The following is a 16,707-nucleotide window of genomic DNA, read 5'->3' as shown; positions in this document are numbered from 1 at the left end:
TGAAGTGTGGCCGCACAAGTTATAACGCGGCGTTGGGTGATGATCGCAGGGGGCAGACGGCGTGTTATAGTTGCTGATTTCGGAAGGGTTCTCTGCTATGCCCAAACCAGTGACCGCAACAGGGGACGGCATGACGAGCGAAAGCAACAGGACACGGAAGGAACTCATCGCCGAACTGGCGGCGCTTCGGGCCTGCCTCGGGGCTGTTTTGACACCTGGCCAGCCCCCGGTCAGCGATCCGGACGGAGAACGCTACCGGCAGATGGTGGACGGCCTGCCGCAGATAGTCTACGAAATGGACCTTGAGGGCAGGTTTGTCTACGTCAACGCCTTTGCCCTCAAACGCTTCGGATTCACCGCCCAGGACGTTGCCACGGGCCTTTATCTCCACCAGATTCTCCACCCGGACTCCATCGGGCGCGCCAGGGCGGGCATGGCCCGCACCCTGCGCGGCACCGGCGCGAACGGCGAGGAATATATCGCCGTGTGCAAGGACGGGACCAGCTTCCCCATCAAGGTATACTCCCAGGGGGTCTTTTCCGACGGCCATGCCACGGGCGTGCGCGGCGTGGTCATCGACATCACCGACACCAAGCGGGCCGAAGAGGCACTCTACCAAAGCGAGAACTACTACCGCACCATCTTCGAACACACGGGCACGGCCATGATCATCTTCGGGGCCGATGCCGTGGTCCACCGCTGCAACTCGCAGTTCGAGACCCTGACGGGCTACACCGCCGACGAGATCGTGAACCGGAAGACCTGGGACATCTTCGTGGCCCCGGAAGATCTGGAGCGCGTGCGGGGCTTCAATCGACAACGCCGCATGCAAGACCCGTCCGTGCCAAGCGACTATGAAATGACCATCCTCACCAAGGACGGCGACCGTAAGCTGGCCCACCTCTTTGTCCAGGCCATCCCGCGCACCGACGACATGGTCTGCTCGCTCATCGACATCACCGCCCGCCACCGCACGGAGCGCGCCCTGCGCGACAGCGAGAAACGCTACGAGCTGGTGGCCAGGGGCGCCAACGACGGCATCTGGGACTGGGATCTGCAAACCGACACGATCTTTTACTCGGCCCGCTACAGGGAGATGCTGGGCTATGAAGAGGCCGAGTTTCCCAACACCTCGGACTCCTGGAAGAATGCCATTCACCCCGACGACCTTGAACCCATCCTGGCCGCCAACAGGACCTGCACCGAGGGGGGCACCGACCAGTTCGAGGTGGAGTACCGGCTTCGGCACAAGGACGGCACCTATCGCTGGGTGCTCGGCAGGGGGGCGAGCGCGCGCGACGAAAGGGGCGAGGTCTACCGCCTGGCCGGGACCCACACCGACATCACGGAGCGCAAGCTGAGCGAGCGCACCACCCAGGCCATGTACGCCATCTCCAAGGCCATCAGCACCACCGACAACCTCCAGGCCCTCTACGAAACCATCCACGCCATCCTCGGCCAGGTCATCGACGCCACCAACTTCTTCATCGCCCTGTACGACGAGCCCGGCGACCGCGTGGCCTTCGCCTACTTTGCCGACGACAAGGACGAGCTCTACGACATCAGGAACGTCAGCGACCCGAACACCCGCGGCCTGACCGTCCACATCCTGCGCACGGGCAGGCCGCTCTTCATCTCCCAGGCCGATCCCATCCCGCCGGAGAACGCGCGCAACATCGGCATCGTGGGCACGCCCGCAGCAGTCTGGCTCGGCGTGCCGCTCAAGCTCAAGGGCCGGACCATGGGGGCCATGGCCGTGCAGCACTACACCAATCCGCGCCATTACACCGACGCGGATGTCAGCTTCCTGGAAGCGGTCTCCGAGCAGGTGGCCCTGGCCATCGAGCGCAAGTCCAACGAGGAGGAGCTGACCCGGTTCTCCGAGGACCTTGAGGACATGGTCGAGCTGCGCACCACCGAGTTGCAGGTCCAGGCCAGCGAGCTGGAAAGCGCCAACCAGCGGCTGACCGAGCTCGACACCATCAAGTCAGCCCTGGTCTCGTCCATCTCGCACGAGTTGCGCACGCCCCTGACCTCCATCCGGGGCTTTGCCAAGCTGACGCGCAAGGAGTTCGTGCGCCATTTTCTGCCCCTGGCCGAGTCGCCCTTGGCAGAGGCCAAGGGCGAGCGCATCCGCCAGAACCTGGGCATCATCGAGACCGAGGGCGAGCGGCTGACCCGGCTGATCAACGACTTTTTGGACATCAACCGCATCGAGTCCGGCAAGGTGGTGTGGAACGACCAGTTCCTCAACCCGTGCGAGGTGGTGCATCAGGCGGCCAACGCCCTGGCCGGGGCCCTGGCCGCCCGCCCGGCCATCAAGCTGAAGCTCAGCCTGCCGCCCACCGTGCCGCTCATCCACGCCGACCCGGACAAGGTCCAGCAGGTGCTCATCAACCTACTCAACAACGCCTGCAAGTTCACCGCCGAGGGTTTCATCAAGATCTCGGTCACGGGCAACGTGGACAGCCTGACCATCACCGTCTCGGACACGGGCATGGGCATCGGTCCCGAAGACCAACCCAACATCTTCGAGAAATTCTACAAGGCGCGCGCAGGCGACACCCTGGTCGCCGAGGCGCGCGGCACTGGCCTTGGCCTCTCCATCTGCAAGGAGATCGTCGAGCACTACGGCGGCTCCATCTGGGTCGATTCCACCCTTGGCCAGGGCAGCGCCTTTTCCTTCACCCTCCCCTCGGTCCACGGCTCGGAGACAGCCTGCAAGTAAGCGGCTCGGGCGGGGCCAAAAGGCAATACAAAAGGCCCGCAGCGCTCCGCCACGGGCCTTGTTTCGCGCCGGTCCGGCTCACGCCTTCCAGCCGCCGCCCTTGAAGACGATACGGTTGAGGGCCAGGGCCATGTCCGAGGCCTCCATGGTGCCGGTGACCACCTCCACATACGCCCCGCTGGCGGCACGGGCCGCACCCTCCAGGGCCGCGTCCAGCTCCGCATTGGTGACCGCCCTGGCGCAGAACCAGTCGGCCATGCCAAAGGCCTCGGGGAGCTTGCTGTAGTTCCACTGGGCCAGATCATTGTAATAGATGTACGGGTCCTCGCAGAGCATGCGCTCAATGAGGTAGCCGTTGTTGTTCAGGCAGAGGATCACCGGCTTGAGTCCGAACCTGCCAAACTGGCTGATCTCCTGCACGGTCAGCTGGTGCGAGCCCTCACCCGTGACCAGGACCACCCGCCGGTCCGGCGCGGCCATGGCGGCCCCGAAGGCCGCTGGCGTGGCCCAGCCGATGGAGCCCCACAGAGTCTGGTTGTAAAAGGCCGTGTTCTCCGGGAGTTTTGCCGTGACCAGCCCCATGGACGAGGTGCCGGTCTCGGCCATGATGATGTCGCCCGGCCTGAAGAACCGCTCGATGCGTGGGTAGAGCGACCCCGCCGTGATGGCCTCGCCCGGCGCGCCCTGCGGCGCGCCCAGCCCGGCCGGGGTCGGATGGGCCGGACAGGCGCGCGGCGCGACCCGCTGGACCAGCCCAGAGATCACGTCCCGGATGTGCACATTCTGGTACACGGCCCGACCCACCATGACGTGATCGGGCTGGATGCGAATCTCCCGCGACAGGTCGATGTTGGTGGTGAACGCGCCGGTGTTGATGTCCGAGCGGATCGTGCCCAACCCCAGCACCAGATCGCTCGACTCGACCACCGAGCGCGCGGCCTCGTCCAGGATGGCCCCGTTGTAGACGCCGATGAAATTCGGATGGGATTCCGGCAGGGTGCCCTTGCCCATGAACAGGGTCGAGAAGGGCAGCCCGGCCCGCTCCACCAGGGCGCGCGCCTCGGCGCGCAGGTCGTGGCGGCCTATGAGTGTGCCCACCAGGGCCACGGGCGACACGGCCTCGCCGAGCTTCCCGGCAATGAGATCGAGCACGGTCTCAAGCGTCTGCGGATCGCTCGCAGCGGGCACCGCCGGATGCGGAGCGGCGCAGCCCAGCTCCATGAGCGCGAAGTCCGCAGGCACCGCGATGTAGACCGGCTGTTTCCGGGTCAGGGCCGCATCGATGACCCGGTCCACCTCGGCCACGGTGTTTTCCGGGGTGAGTATGGTGCTGGCGCAGACCACAGGCTGGGTCATCTTGTGAAAAAGGTCGAATTCGCCGTTGCCCAGCGTGTGGTGCATGATGCCGCGTTTTAGCTGGATGGCGCACTTTGGCATGCCCACGATGTGAAAGACCGGCAGATGCTCGGCATAGGCCCCGGCAATGCCGTTGATGGCGCTCAGCTCGCCCACGCCGTAGGTGGTGCACAGGGCGGCCAGCCCCTTGATCCGGGCGTAGCCGTCCGCTGCATAGGCCCCGTTGAGCTCGTTGCAGGTGCCGATCCAGCGCAGCTCCGGATCGTTGCAGATGGCGTCGTTGACCGGAAAGGCGTAGTCGCCCGGCACGCCGAATATGTCGGTGATGCCGATCTCCTTGAGCCGGTGCAGCAGATGCCCGATGACCGTCCTTGATTTTTTGCCGGACAGTGACGCCTTGGTGGTCTTGGACATGAGTGCCTCCCTCTTCGCTCCAGCATGCCATGGTGTTGCCCGAGACCCGCCACGCCGACAGGGGGGCACATCAGCCATACCCCAAAACCAGGCCGTCGCCAATGGGTGGCCGAATGAATCGTCTCTCATTCACGACATGCGGGACAGGATCAACAAGAAGGGAGCGAAACTGACGAAGACAAAAAAGGCCAGCCCCATGACAAGGCTGGCCTGCGCTTTTGGAAAAAAATGGTGACCCCGGCAAGATTCGAACTTGCGACACCCAGATTAGGAATCTGGTGCTCTATCCTACTGAGCTACGGGGCCACTGGCAATGATGCCGGGGTAAGTACCTAGCCGACAGGGGGGCAAAAGGCAAGCGTTTCATCACGGGTAGGGGCGCAGGGCCAGGAGAGGTGTGCAAAGGGGTTCACACCCTTTACAAGTGCAAAAAAGGCCCTATAGTGGCAAGACGCGGAAGGTTTCCGCCGTCCTGTTTTCCGCATCACCCAGGAGGCTCTATGCATCGGCACCTCGCCAAAATCATCATCGTGACGGGACTGGTCCTGGCGCTGCCGCTCATGGCGCGCGCCAACGGGCTGCCCGTCTTCACGGAGCTGGCCGCCAGGGGCGGCAAGTCCGTGGTCTTCATCTCAACCGAAAAAACCACCCAGGCCGCGCCGGGCGGGCAGCAGTTCCGCCAGCAGGTGCCCGAGGGGCATCCCTTCCGGGAGTTCTTCGACCGCTTCGACCAGTTCTTCGGCCAGCAGCCGGGCCAGCCGCGCAAGCAGATGGGCCAGGGCTCCGGGTTCGTCATCTCCGCCAACGGGCTGATCGTCACCAACAACCACGTCATCGAAGACGCGGACAAGGTCACGGTCCGGTTTCAGGACGATGCCAAGGAATATGTGGCCAAGGTCGTGGGCCGCGACAAGGAGACCGATCTGGCGGTCATCAAAATCGACACTGACCGGACACTGCCGGTGCTCGCCTTCGGCGACTCGGACGCGCTCCAGGTGGGCGAGTGGGTGCTGGCCATCGGCAACCCCTTTGGCCTCGACAACACGGTCACCGCGGGCATCATCTCGGCCAAGCACCGCATCATCGGGGCCGGGCCGTTCGACAACTTTCTCCAGACCGACGCCAGCATCAATCCCGGCAACTCGGGCGGGCCGCTGCTGAACATGCGCGGCGAGGTGGTGGGCATCAACACCGCCATCAACGCCGCTGCCGACAACATCGGCTTCGCCATCCCCAGCACCCAGGCCGAGAAGATCATCGCCCAGCTCAAGGAAGGCAAGGCTGTCAAGCGCGGCTGGATCGGCGTGACCATCCAGAGCCTGGACGAGAACCAGGCCAAGGCCCTGGGGCTGCCCGAGGCCAAGGGCGCGCTCATCTCCTCGGTGGGCCAGGGACACCCGGCGGACAAGGCCGGAATCAGGCAGGGCGACGTGGTGCTTGAGGTCGACGGCAATCCCGTCAACGACAGCAAGGAGCTCCTGGCCCGCATCGCGGGACTCAAGCCCGGCGACAAGGCCCGGCTGACCCTGTGGCGCGGCAACAAGCGGATCACCAAGACCGTCACCCTCGGCGAGCGCGGCGAAAAGATCATGGCCGCCATGCAGCCGCCGCAGCCCGGCGCCCAGGCCCATGTGCTCGGCATGGCGCTGCAGCCGGTGGGCCAGCGCGAGGCCAACGCCCTGGGGTTGGACCAGCCCCAGGGGCTCATCGTCGTGGAGATCAAGCCCGACTCCCCGGCAGCCAACGAGGGTGTGCGCCAGGGCGACGTCATCCTCCAGGCCAACCAGCAGGACGTGAACTCCCCGGCGGAACTCGAAGGCGTCATCAGCCGCGACAAGGCGCGCGGGGCGGTCATGCTGCTCATCAAGCGCCAGGGCCAGAACCTCTTCGTGGCTCTGCCGCTGGACACGGAATAATCCAAAACGGGGCTCCGCAAGGAGCCCCGTCTTAGTTGCCCATGCCCACCAAAACCGCCACCCTCATGGCCCCGGCCAAGATCAATCTGCACCTGCGCATCCTCGGCCTGCGCCAGGACGGCTATCACGAGCTGCGCACCCTCTTCCACCCCGTGAGCACCCTGTGCGACACCCTGGCGGTGGAGCCCGGCCCGGACGGCGATTTCTATTTACGCTGCCCGGACAACCCGGCCCTGGAAGGCCCGTCCAACCTCGTCTACCGGGCGTGGAAGGCCTACGGCGAGGCCACGGGATTCCAGCCCGGCCTGTTCGTCACCCTGACCAAGCGCATCCCCATGGGCGGCGGCCTTGGCGGCGGCAGCTCGGACGCGGCGGCCATGCTCCGCCACCTCCAGTCCCTGGCCGCAGACCGCGCCCTCGCCCCGGACCGGCTGAACGCAATGGCCGCACGGCTCGGCGCGGACGTGCCATTTTTCCTCATGGACGGCCCGGCCATGGCCGAGGGCATCGGCGAACGGCTGACCCCGGCCCCGGTGAACCTGTCCGGCCTGACCCTGGTCCTGGCCTGCCCGGACATCCATGTGGACACGGCCTGGGCCTTCCGGGCCTTTGACACCGCCGCCCGGCTCGAACCGCGAGAATTCTTGACAACCTCGGCATTGAATACTAAGAACGCATCTCCCGTTTCGCCCCTGCCCATAGTCAACGACTTTGAGCCTGTGGTTTTCCAAGCGCACCCAAGGCTTCGTGAAATCAAGGAAAAACTCATCCGCGACCGGGCCTCGGCTGCCGCCATGAGCGGCTCGGGAGCCAGCCTGTTCGGCCTGTTCCGCGACAGGGGCGTTGGCGTGTCCGCCGCGCGGGCTCTTGAACGGGAAGGCGTGAGCGTCCATTTGCAGACGCTGTGATTTCCATGCTGGGGCGTCGCCAAGTTGGTAAGGCATCAGGTTTTGGTCCTGACATTCGAGGGTTCGAGTCCTTCCGCCCCAGCCATTCAGCCATCAAAATCAGGGGATGACAATGCACGGTGAGCTCAAAATCATCAGCGGTTCCGCTAGCCCGCGCCTGGCCGAGGCCATCTGCGAGCACCTGGGCACCAAGCCCTCTCCCGTCCTGCGCGAGCGTTTCTCCGATGGCGAAATCCGCATCGAGATCGGCGAGAACGTACGCGGCGACGACGTGTTCGTGATCCAGCCCACCTGCTCGCCGGTCAACTTCCACCTCATGGAACTGTGCCTGATGCTCGACGCCCTCAAGCGCGCCAGTGCCTCGCGCGTCACTGCGGTGGTCCCCTATTTCGGCTACGCCCGGCAGGACCGCAAGGTGGTGCCGCGCGCGCCCATCTCGGCCAAGCTCGTGGCCGACATGCTCTCGGCAGCCGGCATGCAGCGGCTGGTCACCTGCGACCTGCACGCCGGGCAGATCCAGGGCTTTTTCAACTGCCCGGTGGACAACCTCTTTGCCGCCCCGGTGCTCATCGAGCACCTGCGCGACCGCGAGGACGACTTTGTCATCATCTCCCCGGACGCGGGCGGCGTGGAACGCGCCCGCTCCTACGCCAAGCGGCTGGGCGCGTCCCTGGCCATCGTCGACAAGCGGCGCGAAACGCCCAACCAGGCCAAGGCCATGCACATCATCGGCGATGTCAAGGACAAGGTGGCCGTGGTCATCGACGACATGATCGACACAGCAGGCACCATGTGTGCTGCGGCCAACGTGCTCATGGACAACGGCGCCAGGAGTGTCATGGCCTGCGCCACACACCCGGTGCTCTCCGGACCGGCCATCCAGCGGCTGGAGGAGTCGGCCTTTTCCGAGGTGGTCGTCACCGACACCATCCCCCTGAGCGAGGACAAGTGCTGCTGCAAAAAGATCAAGCAGCGGTCCGTGGCCTCCCTGCTGGCCAAAGCCATCAACAACGTGCACACCGAATCGTCGGTGAGCGTGCTGTTCATCTAGATACCCGATGGACCGGGCTGGCCGCCGCCGTGGCACCACCCGGCAGAGAACCATTTAAAGCGCGAGCGTCCGTCAATGGTTGACGGCCAGGGCGTAAAAGGAGCAACACTCATGGCAGAACTGCTGCAACTCAACGTGCAGGAACGCACCAAGACCGGCAAGGGTCACAACCGTCGGCTTCGGCTCAAGGAAATGGTCCCCGGCATCTACTACGACCAGAAGGGCGCCAACATCGCCGTCCAGGTCAAGCTTGTTCCCCTGCAAAAGGCCTACGCCAAGGTGGGCAACGCCAAGGTTTTCGAGCTGGTGCTGGAGCGCGAGGGCAAGACCGAGACCATGCCCGCCCTGCTGTGGCGCGTGCGCAACGAGCCGGTCACCGGCATGCCCGAGCATGTGGACTTCTTCGGCGTTGACCTGACCAAGGACATCAAGGTCGCGGTCCACTACGAACTGGTGGGCACCTCCAAGGGCGTCAAGCTCGGCGGCCGCCTGCAGCAGTTCCGCGACACCATCGAGGTCATCTGCAAGCCCATGACCATTCCCGAGTCCATCGTCATCGACATCACCGACCTCGACATCCTCGACTCGGTGTACATTGAGAGCATCGCCTTCCCCGAGGGCGTCACCCCGGTCTTTGACGAAAACTACGCCGTGCTGCACATCGCAGGCGAGCAGGAAGACGAAGAGAAAGCCGAAGGGACCGAAGAGTAGGCACCGGCCACAGGATAAGATCTCCCGGGGCGCGCCTGCCGCGCGCCCCGGTTTTTTTTGCCTCTGGCAGGCCGCAATGCTATGCTCCGTCAGTTCCCCGCGACACCCAACGCAGCACCCGCACGGACACGATCCCCATGGACTACAAGAGCGTCATAGTCGGCCTGGGCAACCCCGGCCCCAAATACGAGAAGACCCGACACAACATCGGGTTCATGCTCGTCGGTTCCCTCCTGGCCACGGGCGCAGGGCGCAAGAGCATGCACCTTGAGCGACTGGAGGAATCGGGCGACTACGAGCTGTGGCAGGTCAAGTTCGGCGGGGCCTTTCGGCTGCTAGCCAAGCCGCAGACCTACATGAACTTAAGCGGCAAGGCCGTGGCCCGGATCTGTGGCCGCCACGGAATCACGCCCGACGCGGTCATGGTCGTGCATGACGAACTGGACCTGTCGGTGGGCCGCATCAAGCTGAAGCAGGGCGGCGGCAACAACGGCCACAACGGGCTCAAATCCATCGAGGAGTGCCTGGGCACCCCGGACTTTCACCGGCTGCGCATCGGCATAGGCCGCCCGGCCACCCAATACGCGGACATCTCAGGCTGGGTGCTGGAGCCCTTTTCCGACGCCGACGCGGCCCACATCCCCGCCATTCTCGCCCACGCGATCAAGGGCCTCGACCTCTTTTACCGACGCGGTCCGGCCTTTGCCGTGCAGCATATCAACGGTTTCTCGCTGGAAAGCCCGGAGGCCGGAACCGACACCCCCGCCTGAAGAAGCCCTCCCGCTGCCTCCCGACAGGAAAGCGCCGTAGGCATGGACTCTTCCGCCCATTTTCGCTATGATGATCGTCTGCCTCTTAAACAGCCTGTAGCAAGGAGCCTCTCCCCAAGTGTTCAAGGTCAACGAGCTGGTCGTCTATCCTTCCCAGGGTGTCGGGCGCGTCGAGCGTGTCGAATCCCAGGAAATCGGCGGAGTGAAGGCCGATTTCTACATCGTCCGCATCCTGAGCAACAATGTGACCTTGATGGTGCCCGTGGCCAATGCCAAGAACGTCGGCCTACGCTCGGTGTGCAGCCTGCGCGTGGGCCAGGAGATATTCGAATCGCTCAAAGACCGCACCGGATTCACCGGCTACACCGGCCAGAACTGGAACCGCCGCTACCGCGAATACTCCGAGAAGCTCAAGAGCGGCGACCTCTCCGACGTGGCCTATGTGCTCAAGGAGCTCTTCCTCATAGGCCGCGACAAGGAACTTTCCTTTGGCGAGCGCAGGCTGCTCGAACAAGCCATGGGCCTGGTCTCCATGGAGCTCGCCTACTCGGTGGACCGCCCCCAGGACGCTGTCAAGGCCGACATCAACGCCATGTTCGCCGACATTCTCGAAGCCCAGGAAGAAAAAGACTAGAAGGCTTGTCAAGGCGGGTCGTTTAGGGTAATCCGGGTTTGTCGCCGCACCTGCGGCTTGATCGAACAATCCCACTACACTGTTATATTGAAGGGTCGGCTCCGGCCCACCAAACGTAGACAAGAGGTAATCCCGGCTTACCATCTTGAACCGCATCGCTAGATCGGTTCCCTTCTTTCCAAGTGACCTGCGGCTTTCCAGAGCCTTGTAGAAACCCCCGATCCCGCTTGAAAGCCTCGTGCTGAGGCGCGTGATATACATGCCGACACATTCATCAACCCTCAAACGGTAAATTCCACACATGGCCAAAAAAAAGACTGGCAAAGAACCCACCCAAGGCAATGGCTCCGAGAACGGCAACGGCGTAGACAGCCTGAATCTCGCGGAACTCAAACTCAAGAGCATGCAGGATCTGACCGATCTTGCTGTCCAGCTTGAGGTCGAAAACCCGAGCAGCCTGCGCAAGCAGGAGCTCATCTTCGAGCTGCTCCAGCAATGTGCCTCCCAGAACGGCCAGATCTTCGGCGACGGCGTTCTCGAAATCCTGCCCGACGGATTCGGCTTCCTGCGCTCCCCGATGTACAGCTACATGCCCGGCCCGGACGACATCTACGTCTCCCCCTCGCAGATCCGCCGATTCGGCCTGCGCAAGGGCGATGTGGTCTCCGGCCAGATCAGGCCGCCCAAGGAGGGCGAGCGATACTTCGCCCTGCTCCGGGTCAGCGAGATCGGCTTCGAACCGCCAGAACACTCCAAGAATCTCGTCCTCTTCGACAACCTGACCCCCCTCTACCCGGAATCCATGCTGACCATGGAGAATGGGGACAAGAACTACGCCTCCCGCATCATCGACCTGCTGGCCCCCATCGGCAAGGGGCAGCGCGGCATCCTGGTGGCCCCGCCGCGCACCGGCAAGACCATCATGCTCCAGACCATCGCCAACTCCATCAACGCCAACCATCCCGACGTTGACCTCATCGTCCTGCTCATCGACGAGCGGCCCGAGGAAGTCACGGACATGCAGCGCACTGTCAGGGCCGAGGTGGTCAGCTCCACCTTTGACGAGCCGCCCACGCGCCACGTCCAGGTGGCCGAGATGGTTATCGAAAAGGCCAAGCGGCTGGTGGAGCGCAAGCGCGACGTGGTCATCCTGCTCGACTCCATCACCCGGCTCGGACGCGCCTACAACGCCGTGACCCCGTCGTCGGGCCGCGTCCTGTCGGGCGGCATCGACGCCAACGCCCTGCAACGGCCCAAACGGTTCTTCGGCGCGGCGCGCAACATCGAGGAGGGCGGCAGCCTGACCATCATCGCCACCGCCCTCATCGACACCGGCTCGCGCATGGACGAAGTCATCTTCGAGGAGTTCAAGGGCACCGGCAACATGGAGATATACCTCGACCGCCATCTGGCGGAGAAGCGCGTCTTCCCGGCCATCGACATCAACCGCTCCGGCACCCGCAAGGAAGAGCTGCTTCTGGAAGAGGACGTGCTCAACCGCGTCTGGATCCTGCGCAAGCTCCTGGCCCCCATGAGCTCCATCGACTCCATGGAATTCCTGCGCGACAGGATGAAGGGAACCAAGAACAACCAGCAGTTTCTCGACTCCATGAGCAAGTAGCGCAGCGAGCGGGCCTGTTCTCCCACGCTCTCACTCTCCAAGGATGCGGCCCATCGGGCCGCATCCTTATTTTTGTGCAACCAGGGCCACAGGGTTGCCATGGGGTCATAAATGGTTACAATGCCATCATCCAGCAACCACGGGGAATCCATGCCAAGACGCCGTCTGTCCATATTCCCGGCCCTCATCGCGGCCCTCGCCCTGGTCCTGACCCCCATGGTCCAGGCCCGGGCCGGGCTCTTGCCCGAGGGCAAGCTGACCATCCGCCAGGAAAACGAGATGGGCAGGAACTTCGACAGGATCGTCCGCGCACAGATGCCCATGGTCGGCGACACCTACATCACCGAGTACGTGGACAAGCTGGTCCAGCAAGTGGTTGCAGCCAAGGAGCCCATGCCGTTTCGCATCAGGAGTGCGGTCATCGCCAACCCGGCGCTCAACGCCTTCGCCATCCCCGGCGGGTTCATCTACATCTTCACCGGCCTGATCCAGGATGTGACCTCCGAGTCGCAGCTGGTCGGCGTCATCGCCCACGAACTCGCGCACGTCTCGCAACGGCACGTGGCCAGCCGTATTGAGAAACAGGGCAAGGTGGCCCTGCTCTCCATGGCCGGACTGCTGGCCGGAGTATTCCTCGGCGTGGCAGGCAACAACTCGGCGGCCAAGGTGGGCCAGGCGCTGATGGTCGGCTCCCAGGGCGCGGCTGTGGCAGCCATGCTCAACTACTCCCAGGAGGACGAGCGCGAGGCCGATCAGGTGGGCCTCAACTCCATGGTCAAGGCGGGATTCAACCCCAAGGGGATGCCGGACACCTTCGAGATCATGCTCAAGAACCGCTGGTTCGACTCCGGCTCGCAGATGCCCACCTACCTCTCGACCCACCCCGGCCTGTCCGAGCGCATCACCTACCTCAACGACCGCATCAAGCGGATGCCCGAGGCCTTTTCGGAGCGCAAGGACGACAACACCATGCTGCACAAGGTGCAGATGCTCGTGCGCGCCAAGATGTCGCCCGCCACCACAGCCCTGGCCTACTGGAACAACAAGAACATCCGGGACTACACCCCTGAGGATTACGTGGGACGCGGCATCGTGCAGGAGCGGCTCAAGGACCGCGACAAGGCCAGGGCCTCGTTCGAGCAGGCCCTGCAACAGGATGGCGAGGACCCGATCATCGCCAGGGAAGCGGGCATTTTCTATTTCAAGACCGGCGAGCACGACAAGTCGATCCGATACCTGCAAAAGGCGGTCATCAAGAACCCGCGCGACGCCCTGGCCCTGTTCTACATGGCCCGGCTCCAGGCCGAGGCCAAGGAGTATGGCCAGGCCGCAGCCAACATGAACAAGGTGCTCACCCTCGTGCCCGAGGATTCCGAGGTCTACGAGCACCTGGGCATGATCCTGGGCGAATCCGGGGACACCTTTGGCGGCAACCTCAACCTCGGCTACGCCGCGCTCTATTCCAACAACCTGCGCAAGGCGCGCTACCACTACGGACAGGCCTCGGCCAGCGTCCAGCCCGAGGCCCAGACCGACGCCCAGAAAGAAGAGCTCAAGACCCTGCTCGCCGCCATTGACGAGCGCGAAAAAGGGCCGCAGTGACAGGCCTTGAATACCTGGGCGAATTGGCGTAGCGTCCCTTTTTTCCAGCCCGCAACACCAAAAACATGATCATCGTCAAAAACATAGAAGACATCCGGGGTGCCATTGCCGGGTCATGCGTGACCATCGGCAACTTCGACGGCGTGCACAAGGGCCACCAGAAGCTCATCGAGCTGGCCACCTCCAGGGCCAAGGCGCAGGGGCTGGTCAGCGTGGTGGTCACCTTCGACCCCCATCCCCTCCAGGTGCTCGGCAAAGCGGCAGCCCCGCCCTTCATCACACTGACCGAGCAAAAGCTCGAACTCATCTCGCAGCACGGCCCGCAGGTCTGCCTGCTCCTCGAATTCACCCTGGAGATGGCCCGCCTCTCGCCAGAGGAATTCGTCAGGAAATACCTGGTGGACGGGGTGCACATGCAGGAGATGATCATCGGCTACGACTACCATCTGGGCAAGGGCCGCTCCGGCAATTTCGAGACCCTGAGCGAGCTGGGCGCGGCCTGCGGCTTTGCCGTGGACCGCCTCGATCCGGTCACCATCGATGGCGCGGTGGTCAGCTCCACCCGCATCCGCGACCTTGTCCAGTCGGGCAGGGTCTGGGCGGCGCGCCCCCTGCTCGGCAGGTTCTATCAGGTCAAGGGACGGGTGGTTCACGGCATGAACCGGGGCGGCAGGCTGCTCGGCTTTCCCACCGCCAATCTCAAGCTGGTGGACGAGCTGTTCCCCATGCCCGGCGTCTACGCCATCTGGGTCGAGGTGCCCGGCGAGGTGCGCATGGGCGTGGCCAACATCGGCATCAACCCCACCTTCGGCAACGACGCCCTCTCGGTGGAAGCGCACATCCTCGACTATAGCGGCGACCTCTACGGCGCGGACATCCGCGTCCACTTTGTCCAGCGCATCCGCGACGAGAGAAAATTTTCCGGCCTCGACGAACTCCGGGCGCGCATCACCAAGGACGTGGAACTGGGACGGCAGATCCTCTCGCAACCCGAAGCCGAGATCATGCTCACCCGGCCCGCCTTCGAACCCGGCACAACCCCGGGACAGCCATGCCGCTGCTGACAAGGTTCATCAATTACTGGCTGGCCTTTGTCCGATCATACCGGACAGTCACCTCGTTCCGCTGGCTGGTCATCGGCGTCCTGGCGGGCATCCTCTCAGGGCTGGTGGCCGTGAGCTTCTTCTGGCTGGTGGAGGCGGGCACGTATTTTGTCCAGCATTTCCTGGCGGGCATCGTCTCGCCCGAGCCGGCTGGCGAAGGCATCTTCCACGGCCCGGTGGGCGAGTTCCGGCCCTGGGTCATCCCGGTCTTCACCACCGGCACCGGGCTCTTCACCGGCTGGCTGGTCAGCCGTTTCATTCCCGAGACCATTGCCGGAGGCACGGACGGCACGGACGCCACCATCAACGCCTTCCACAACCAGGGCGGCATCATCCGGGCGCGCGTGGCCATCATCCGGGGGATCTGCTCGGTGCTGACCATCGCCTCGGGCGGCAGCGCGGGCCGCGAAGGCCCCATCACCCAGATGGGCGCGGGCGCAGGCTCCTGGCTGGCCAAGATATTCGACTTCTCGGCCAAGGAGCGGCGCATCCTGCTGCTGGCGGGCGCCGCGGGCGGGCTGGGCGCCATCTTCCGCGCCCCGCTGGGCGGCGCGCTCACCGCCGTGGAGGTCATCTACCGCGAGGACTTCGAGGCCGAGGCCATCCTGCCCGCGGTCATGAGCTCGGTGGTCTCCTACTCCATCTTCACCTTCTTCTTCGGCACAGACCCCATCTTCGGCATCCCGCGCTTCACCTTCCACGATCCCCGCGAGCTGTTCTTCTACGCCCTGCTCGCTCTGGTCTGCGCGGCAGCGGGCTGGATGTACGTCCGCACCTTCCACGTCATCAAGTACCACATCTTCTTCCCCCTGCGAGAGAAGATCGGCCTGATCTGGTCCATGGGCATCGGCGGGCTGGCCATGGGGCTCATCGGCATACTCTATCCGCACACCGCCACCGACGGCCTGATTACCGGCGGAGTGCTTTCGGGCGGCTACGGCTGGCTGGAGCTGGCCATGCTCGGCCAGATCCCGGCCCTGGGCATGTGCTACCTCATCGTGGGCAAGACCATCGCCACCTCGGTCACCATCGGCTCAGGCATGTCCGGCGGCATGTTCGCGCCCGCCCTTTTCGTGGGCGGCATGTCCGGCGGGCTGGTGGGCAAGTTCGGCCACGCCTTTTTCCCGGACATCGTCACCCAGCCGGGCGCTTATATCCTGGTGGGCATGGCCGCCTTTTTCGCAGGGGTGGCCAGCGCGCCCATCGGCCCGCTGATCATGGTCACCGAGCTGACCCAGGGCTACGGCCTGCTCGCCCCGCTCATGCTCGCCTCGGCCCTGTGCCTCGTGCTCTGCCGCAACGTCTCCCTCTACGAGCACCAGGTGGACAACAAATTCGACTCGCCCGCCCATGTCGAGGACGCCACCATCAACGTGCTCGAACAGATGCACGTGGCTGACTTCTACAACCCCGGCGAGGTCATCATCCTCAAGGAGTCCACCTCCCTCAAGGAACTGACCGAGGTCATCGCCAACTCGCCGCAGCTCTATTTTCCGGTCACCAAAGCGGACGGGACGTACGTGGGCATGGTCTCCATCCACAACGTGCGCAACTGGATGTTCGACGAGGGACTGCACGACCTGGTGGTGGTGCGCGACCTCATGTCGCGGCCCGTCTATGTCCGGCCCGACTACGATCTCTACCAGGCCCTGCTCCGTTTCGTGAATACCGACTATGGACAGGTTCCCGTGGTCTCGCAGACAGACACCAACGACATCATCGGCCTGATCAACCGCGACGACGTGTTCCAGGCCTATGCCGAGGCCATCGCCATGGTCAAGGGCACTGCCGAGGGCAACGCCGAACAGGACGGGCAACCCCGTCCCCCCCTGCCTCGAACCCGCCACTGAACCGCACCGAACAACAGCAAAAACCGCCCCCGGCAAAACATGC

General features: G+C 64.1%; 12 protein-coding genes and 2 tRNA genes. 12 read left to right on the top strand and 2 right to left on the bottom strand.

Features of this window, described 5'->3' with window-relative positions:
- The first annotated feature begins 130 nt into the window (after window positions 1–130).
- Window positions 131–2,728 (top strand): PAS domain S-box protein, encoded by a 2,598-nt coding sequence (locus DAES_RS04415; RefSeq protein ID WP_041271348.1) that lies wholly within the window; start codon window positions 131–133, stop codon window positions 2,726–2,728.
- Window positions 2,729–2,806: 78 nt separating this feature from the next.
- On the opposite strand, the gene DAES_RS04410 is transcribed toward DAES_RS04415, so the two are convergent.
- Both DAES_RS04410 and DAES_RS04405 read right to left on the bottom strand, forming a co-directional pair.
- Entirely contained in the window at window positions 2,807–4,498 is a 1,692-nt protein-coding gene (locus DAES_RS04410) for an alpha-keto acid decarboxylase family protein (RefSeq protein ID WP_013513831.1), read from the bottom strand.
- Window positions 4,499–4,727: 229 nt separating this feature from the next.
- Window positions 4,728–4,804: transfer RNA gene (locus tag DAES_RS04405), tRNA-Arg, on the bottom strand.
- Between the two features lie 194 nt (window positions 4,805–4,998).
- Between DAES_RS04405 and DAES_RS04400 the strand changes: the two genes are divergently transcribed.
- From DAES_RS04400 to DAES_RS04350, 11 genes are all read left to right on the top strand, one after another.
- Window positions 4,999–6,414: a Do family serine endopeptidase gene (locus DAES_RS04400; RefSeq protein WP_013513830.1), complete on the top strand. Its 1,416-nt coding sequence runs from the start codon at window positions 4,999–5,001 to the stop codon at window positions 6,412–6,414.
- Between the two features lie 41 nt (window positions 6,415–6,455).
- Window positions 6,456–7,322, top strand: coding sequence for a 4-(cytidine 5'-diphospho)-2-C-methyl-D-erythritol kinase (ispE, locus tag DAES_RS04395; protein WP_013513829.1), 867 nt, complete (start codon window positions 6,456–6,458; stop codon window positions 7,320–7,322).
- 9 nt (window positions 7,323–7,331) lie between these two features.
- Window positions 7,332–7,407, top strand: a tRNA-Gln gene (locus DAES_RS04390).
- 27 nt (window positions 7,408–7,434) lie between these two features.
- Entirely contained in the window at window positions 7,435–8,373 is a 939-nt protein-coding gene (locus DAES_RS04385; RefSeq protein ID WP_013513828.1) for a ribose-phosphate diphosphokinase, read from the top strand.
- A 111-nt stretch (window positions 8,374–8,484) separates the two neighbouring features.
- Complete coding sequence (locus DAES_RS04380; RefSeq protein WP_013513827.1) at window positions 8,485–9,084, top strand: 50S ribosomal protein L25; 600 nt, start codon at window positions 8,485–8,487, stop codon at window positions 9,082–9,084.
- 137 nt (window positions 9,085–9,221) lie between these two features.
- On the top strand, window positions 9,222–9,854 hold the full coding sequence (pth, locus tag DAES_RS04375; protein WP_013513826.1) for an aminoacyl-tRNA hydrolase: 633 nt from the start codon (window positions 9,222–9,224) through the stop codon (window positions 9,852–9,854).
- Between the two features lie 118 nt (window positions 9,855–9,972).
- Entirely contained in the window at window positions 9,973–10,488 is a 516-nt protein-coding gene (locus tag DAES_RS04370; RefSeq protein ID WP_013513825.1) for a CarD family transcriptional regulator, read from the top strand.
- A gap of 301 nt (window positions 10,489–10,789) precedes the next feature.
- Window positions 10,790–12,109: a transcription termination factor Rho gene (rho, locus tag DAES_RS04365; protein ID WP_013513824.1), complete on the top strand. Its 1,320-nt coding sequence runs from the start codon at window positions 10,790–10,792 to the stop codon at window positions 12,107–12,109.
- A gap of 150 nt (window positions 12,110–12,259) precedes the next feature.
- Window positions 12,260–13,711 carry a M48 family metallopeptidase gene (locus DAES_RS04360; protein ID WP_013513823.1) on the top strand — a complete coding sequence of 484 codons (1,452 nt, stop codon included), beginning with the start codon at window positions 12,260–12,262 and terminating at the stop codon, window positions 13,709–13,711.
- Window positions 13,712–13,776: 65 nt separating this feature from the next.
- Window positions 13,777–14,775, top strand: coding sequence for a bifunctional riboflavin kinase/FAD synthetase (locus tag DAES_RS04355; protein WP_013513822.1), 999 nt, complete (start codon window positions 13,777–13,779; stop codon window positions 14,773–14,775).
- On the top strand, window positions 14,763–16,664 hold the full coding sequence (locus tag DAES_RS04350) for a chloride channel protein (RefSeq protein ID WP_013513821.1): 1,902 nt from the start codon (window positions 14,763–14,765) through the stop codon (window positions 16,662–16,664). The genes DAES_RS04355 and DAES_RS04350 overlap by 13 nt, the downstream gene beginning before the upstream one ends.
- Window positions 16,665–16,707: the final 43 nt, after the last annotated feature.

The sequence above is a fragment of the Pseudodesulfovibrio aespoeensis Aspo-2 genome (assembly GCF_000176915.2).
GTDB lineage: Bacteria > Desulfobacterota > Desulfovibrionia > Desulfovibrionales > Desulfovibrionaceae > Pseudodesulfovibrio > Pseudodesulfovibrio aespoeensis.
This window is presented reverse-complemented; position numbering and strand designations above follow the sequence as displayed.